Origin of the sequence: Shewanella sp. SM32 (assembly GCF_025654235.1) — a bacterium.
Taxonomy (GTDB): domain Bacteria; phylum Pseudomonadota; class Gammaproteobacteria; order Enterobacterales; family Shewanellaceae; genus Shewanella; species Shewanella oncorhynchi.
Genome location: NZ_JAKKRO010000119.1, coordinates 1 through 3,326, shown reverse-complemented (window position 1 = coordinate 3,326; position 3,326 = coordinate 1). Strand labels below are relative to the sequence as shown.

Annotated in this window: 2 protein-coding genes and 2 pseudogenes; 3 read left to right on the top strand and 1 reads right to left on the bottom strand. The window is 44.5% G+C overall.

The features are described from left to right. Nucleotides 1-141 (bottom strand): annotated as a pseudogene (locus tag L5M10_RS23370) (IS4 family transposase); the annotation flags it as partial. Nucleotides 142-255: 114 nt separating this feature from the next. Between L5M10_RS23370 and L5M10_RS23365 the strand changes: the two are divergent. From L5M10_RS23365 to L5M10_RS23355, 3 genes and pseudogenes are all read left to right on the top strand, one after another. Then, nucleotides 256-1,626, top strand: a complete 1,371-nt coding sequence (locus L5M10_RS23365; protein WP_263198573.1) for an ATP-binding cassette domain-containing protein — start codon at nt 256-258, stop codon at nt 1,624-1,626. Between the two features lie 306 nt (nt 1,627-1,932). Next, a complete protein-coding gene (locus tag L5M10_RS23360; protein ID WP_263256047.1) occupies nt 1,933-3,111 on the top strand; it encodes an HD-GYP domain-containing protein in 1,179 nt (392 codons plus the stop codon). A 76-nt stretch (nt 3,112-3,187) separates the two neighbouring features. Continuing rightward, nucleotides 3,188-3,326, top strand: a pseudogene (locus L5M10_RS23355) (IS4 family transposase); the annotation flags it as partial.

The following is a 3,326-nucleotide window of genomic DNA, read 5'->3' as shown; positions in this document are numbered from 1 at the left end:
ATTTCGACCTAACTCAGTCAAGGTCAGTGTCTTACATTCAATCAGTGCCTTAGAGGCCAGCATCAAGCTGTTTAATCGTTTTAGGTGAAGTTCTGGGCAGTATTGGTGTAAAGAATGTTGTAGGATATTGGCTTCGCGCATCTTGTTGTCCAAGTGTAGTTTTTAGCGAAACCATTTGATCATGCAACAAGATGCGCTTCCACCCTAATTTGATGATTTATTTGTAAATCATCAGGGGATTCTTCAGGATATAGCATGAAACTCTTAGATCTCGAAGGCGTTAGCTTCAACTATGGCAGCCAGTTACCGACGGTATTACAGGAAATTAACTTGGCGATTGGTACAGGCCAATGCCATTGCGTGAGCGGTCCTACGGGCTCAGGAAAATCGAGTCTGCTAAACCTACTGGCGGGCGTGTTAAATCGCCCGCATGAAGGTGACATCTGGCGTTATCCTCAATTGGTTACGGGTCTGGTAATGCAAGACCCACAAACTCAGCTACTAAGGCAAACCGTTGGTGCCGAGGTGGCTCTCGCCTTAGAAAACCTCGGTATTCCCGCCGAGCAAATGCTACCTAAAGTGCAATTAGCACTGCGGCGTGTGGGCTTGTATCTGCGCCTCGATACCCAAGTCAGCACGCTTTCCCTCGGTCAAAAATATCGCTTAATGATTGCCGCCCAACTAGTATCAGAGCCGCATTTACTGCTGCTCGATGAACCTTGGGCACAACTCGATGACCACGGTGTGAGTGAGCTGCTGGTCGTGCTTCGCAATCTTATCCAAGATGGTATGGCGCTAGTATTGGTTGAGCATAACGCCTCGGCATTCGCCGAGATTATTCAGCATTATTGGCAGTTAGAGGCAGGCAAGTTGTCCGAAGGCATCTATACAGTGAGCGATGCGCCGCAAATTGAAGCGCCTGCGTGGCGACATCAAGCTAAATTTGAGCATTTAGGCAAAGTCTTGGTCAGTGCCGAAGCCTTTGATTTTGGGTTCGATGCTTGTCCCACGTTATTTGCGTGTCCGCAAGGATTCCAATTACAGGCGGGGGAGATAGTGACCTTAGTGGGCGACAACGGCTCTGGTAAAACGAGTCTATTGAAAACTATAGCGGGCGTGCACAGTTTAAGGCAGCGTCTTCCCCTTAAAGTGCTAGGGCGAAGACCTAAATTGGGGATTTATGGCGCTGAATTGGGACTGTTGATGCAAAGGCCGAGTCGACAATTATTCGAGTCTAACGTACTAGCCGAAATGCAGTTTAGCCTTAGGCGCTTTGAACTCCCCAAAGAGCGAGCGGTGCAAATGTTGGACGAGTTGGATTTATTTAGCTTAGCCCATCTGTCGCCCCACAAATTATCTTACGGCCAACAGCACTTGATTGCCTTAGCGTCACTCGCCTGCCTACGCCCTAAGGTGCTGCTTTTGGACGATCCATTGGCGGGGATGGATAAGCATTACTACGGCAAAGTGTGGTACTTGCTAAAGCGGTTAAGCTCCCAAGGTTGCGCTATTTTGCTCAGTACTCACAGAAGCATTGAACACAGTGCAGTGTCACGGCAACTGAGTTTACGCAATGGTTTATTGGTGGAAGAGTCAACTGAAATGGCTGAGCGTTATGTGGGGTAGTTGTGAGCTTTTCGCGCGTGAGGGTCGCTGGTTTTGAATGCCTAGCTATTAGGCATTTGTTGAAATAATGAGAGATTGAAATGAGTCTAATCGACACCTTAAGCTCTGATTTCATCGTATCTTGTTTAAGCCCCTTTATTTACCAAGAAAGTCTATGGTGATTTTCTAATCCTCGTCTTAGAATGCCCCTCACGTCTGTTCTATAATAATCAAAAATAACAACAGAACATTTGAGCGTAAGTCGCTTTAATGTCGTATGGTTAAGTTGATATTTTATTCAGGCACATCATCCTTGGGGTTGTAGATATGAGTGAGTCGGCAGAATCAGTTGAACTCATCAAATTACCAGTGTCACAGCTGACATTGGGTATGTTTGTCAGTGCCATAGACAAAAATGATAAAGGTCAACTTGCTATTGCAAATGCAGGACAAATTAAACACAAGGATGCGATTTTAAAGTTAGCTAAAAGTGGTATTAAATTTGTTTGGGTAGACGCTGATCGTTCGGCTGAACATTGTGGGTTAAAGAAAAAAATCACTAACGATAATCAAACTGACAATAAAAAAGCGCTCATTAGCCGCGATAAGCAACAAGCTCAAGCTAAAGTCATGCTTACCGAAGCGAAAGACCTCATTCGTAAAGTCTTATCTGAGACCTTCGAAGGTAAAGCCATCGAAGTTGCCCCCTTCGAAGCGTTGGCCGATACCATGATAGAGTCAGTGATGTTGGATGCTGATGCGCTTAAATGTATGTCTGCACTCCGTTCAAAAGATGCCTATCTACTTGAACATTCAGTGAATGTTGCCTTTCTACTGGTTACCTTTGGTAAATACTTAAAGCTAGATCGCGTCATGCTACGGGAAATGGCGGTCGGCGGGATTTTACACGATATTGGCAAGATTAAAGTCGACAATAAAGTGCTGCACAAGCCGGGTAAATTGACACCAGAAGAGTTTGAACATATGAAGCTGCATCAAGTGTATGCGCTTGAAATTATGAACGAAACTAATGGATTGTCACAGATCAGTAAAGATATCTGCTTAATGCACCACGAAAAGTTAGATGGCAGAGGTTATCCAAGGGGTTTGAAGGGTGATGAAATCCCCCGCCATGGCCGTATGAGTTGTATCGTTGATATCTTCGATGCTTTGACAGCGACGCGATGTTATAAAGAGGCTATGAGCCCTGCCGCGGCCTTTAAAATTTTACTCAGTCTGACGCCATTCCATTTGGATCAAGAATTGGTCTATGAGTTTATTCGTTGTATTGGTGTTTACCCTGTGGGTTCCTTAGTTGAATTATCGGATGGTCGTGTTGGTATTGTTTGGGCCTCGAAAGATAGGGATGCGCTACATCCAATCGTAAAGTGTTTTTATTCTTTAAAAGTAAAACGTTACACTGATGTCGCTATGGTGGATTTATTAAAATCTGAACTTTATATTGAACGCGGTGTGCTGAAGAATCCCCTGATGATTTACAAATAAATCATCAAATTAGGGTGGAAGCGCATCTTGTTGCATGATCAAATGGTTTCGCTAAAAACTACACTTGGACAACAAGATGCGCGAAGCCAATATCCTACAACATTCTTTACACCAATACTGCCCAGAACTTCACCTAAAACGATTAAACAGCTTGATGCTGGCCTCTAAGGCACTGATTGAATGTAAGACACTGACCTTGACTGAGTTAGGTCGAA

What these genes read in the sequence shown, in the direction of transcription:
- L5M10_RS23365 (WP_263198573.1), top strand. Translation starts at nt 256, where the DNA reads ATGAAACTCTTAGATCTCGAAGGCGTTAGCTTCAACTATGGCAGCCAG.
- L5M10_RS23360 (WP_263256047.1), top strand. Translation starts at nt 1,933, where the DNA reads ATGAGTGAGTCGGCAGAATCAGTTGAACTCATCAAATTACCAGTGTCA.